This window comes from Paraburkholderia sp. SIMBA_054, from assembly GCF_046534875.1.
Classification (GTDB): Bacteria; Pseudomonadota; Gammaproteobacteria; order Burkholderiales; family Burkholderiaceae; genus Paraburkholderia; species Paraburkholderia hospita.
This window is the reverse complement of the sequence record NZ_JAWRXV010000267.1, coordinates 1-434: the sequence shown is the minus strand read 5'-3', so window position 1 is coordinate 434 and position 434 is coordinate 1. Positions and strand designations below refer to the sequence as shown.

At 58.1% G+C, this 434-nt stretch carries 1 protein-coding gene; it reads right to left on the bottom strand.

The window, feature by feature from the left end:
• Nucleotides 1–434, bottom strand: a 434-nt coding sequence (locus SB822_RS55060) for a DDE-type integrase/transposase/recombinase (protein WP_410858843.1), incomplete at both ends; no start/stop codon positions are given.

Here is a 434-nt window from a genome sequence, read left to right as displayed (position 1 = left end):
CCGTTCGATGACAACGGTCTTCATATTGTCGTACAGCGCCCGGCGCGGCACACCGCCGAACCAGTTGAAACAGTTGACGTGACACCTCAGCAAAGTATCGAGCCGCATGTCGGAAACGAATTCGACGTAGGTCGCACGGCTATAGCCGAGAGTGGCTACAAATGCGAACAGATTCGCTCCTTTGCGCCTGCGGAACTCGACCCAGTCGACCTGCATCTGATCGCCCGCAGCAGTCTCGAATCGCACCAAAGGATCGGGCGTCGGTACAGGCCTCAGTGTGGCAACGAACTTGCGCACGATTCTTTCGCCGCCATCGAATCCCTTCGACTGAATCTCGCGCCACAGAACTGTCGCTGGAATCCAGTCCGGTGCCGCTGACGCGATCCGTTCCCGAAGATAGGCTTCGAACGGTTTCAGTATCGACTCGCGCGGAG